This is a genomic window from Tunicatimonas sp. (assembly GCF_049647865.1).
Taxonomy (GTDB): Bacteria; Bacteroidota; Bacteroidia; order Cytophagales; family Cyclobacteriaceae; genus Tunicatimonas.
Map to the genome: position 1 here is coordinate 1 of NZ_JBARYM010000095.1, position 1,741 is coordinate 1,741.

The window sequence follows — 1,741 nt, forward strand, 5'->3', positions numbered from 1 at the left end:
ATCCGTAGCCGGTTATTATCACCGAACACAAAGCGGTAGGCTTCGGGATCGTAGGATTCGTAGCGGGCGGGAACGTCGGCGGCATTATCGTAGTCCATTGGCAGCAAGGCTAGTGCCTCCTCAAAGTCGGCGTTGATCTTGGTCACTGATTCTTCAAAGCTCAGGCGGGGTACATTGAAATCTCCTTCGGGATCAATGAACTCGGTATAGTAGGGGATTCCCAGTAACTCTCCCGACTGGCTTTCTCCAGCATGACCTTGCAGCACGTACATATGGTGCACCGCTCGCATCGCCAGGGCTTCGCCTAACAAGCGAAGCTCAAACAATTCGTTGATTTCCGGATCGCGCTTCCACTGTACATTTTCAATAGTAGGTATAAACCGGTTAATGTAAAAAATGGGCTCGTACCAATTCCAGCGACTCACTGGATTAAACTGAGCTGCCCACTGCCCTACGGCCATCTGGCGGAAACCACTGTTCAAGTTGTTAGTCACCGCATCATCGGTAGCAACTTCAGTGAGTTGATACTGGTTGATGAGAGCCACGTAGGCATTCATCAGCACTCCTTCGGCAAAGGCCGGATCGAAGTTTAGGCGGTCGGCATCTAAGATATTTTCGTCTACGGGTTCAATCAACTCTTCGCAGCTAAAGATGCTCACCGAAGCAATTAGAATAAAATATTTATATAGATTTTTCATAGTCATTGTAGTTGTGGGTTAAAAGCTAGCCCGCAGTCCGGCGGAGTACGATCGGTACATTGGCTCACTGCCAATTTGAAGCTGCCGAATATCTCTATTTTCAGCCAGCTCCAGTAGATTGTTTCCGGCTACGTAAATACTAATATTGGCCATGTTAAGCTTATTGACCCAAGTGCTAGGCAACTGATAAGTTAGCTGTGCCCGTTGAATTCTGACGTAGGAATTATAGTACATCCAGAAGGTTGAGCTTTGGAAGTTGTTGTTGTTCTGCTGAGACGACAAACGAGGATAGGTAGCAGTAGCGGCCGTTTCTTCGGTCCAACGATCTAGCACTACTTCCGAGTATTTATCATCACCGTCTATCCAGAAGTAATCGTTCATCCGCATTGCCTGATTACCTACCTGGCTTATTCCTAGCACGAATAAACTTAGTCCTTTGTACTCCAACCGGAGATCAGAGCTAAAAGTCCAAGGCGCAAACCACCGACCGATGTACACCTGATCGCGATTGTCTATTGTACCGTCGTTGTTCTGATCTTGATAACGAATGTCGCCGGGCTGAACGTCACCGAAGGCGGACTGAGGTAGACCTTCTTGCAAGGAACCGTCTTCGGTAAAATCATTATTGGTGTAAAAGCCCAAATCTTCTAGTCCCCACATCGCATCGGCGGGCAGTCCTTGGCGAAACTGGTAGCTATCTTCGTATACCTCGTCTACGCGCACCCGCTCGGTTTCGGCGTAGGTAGCTCTAGCTCCAACACTGATCCCTAACTGACCCAATTGTTCGGAAAACTGCATCCCAATTTCCACTCCCTGGACTCGACTCTGGTTATAATTACTGTAAGGGGTAAAGTCATCGTAGAAGGAAGGGTACTGAGTGGTGAGGCGGGTTACCTGATTATCAATATCTATTTGGAAGGCGTTCATCTCCACCCATAAGTTCCCAAATAACAAGCCCTCGAATCCTAGGTTGATATCTTTACGCTGCTCAAACCCAAAGTTAGGATTGCGTCCCTGCCCTATCCGGGTAGCTTGGTTAGTGA

General features: G+C 48.0%; 1 protein-coding gene and 1 pseudogene. Both read right to left on the reverse strand.

Annotated elements, in window-relative coordinates; all coding sequences use genetic code 11:
* A partial coding sequence (locus tag WBA23_RS03280; protein ID WP_424580820.1) for a RagB/SusD family nutrient uptake outer membrane protein occupies positions 1-698 on the reverse strand: 698 nt, incomplete at its 3' end.
* Between the two features lie 18 nt (positions 699-716).
* Positions 717-1,741 (reverse strand): annotated as a pseudogene (locus WBA23_RS03285) (hypothetical protein); the annotation flags it as partial.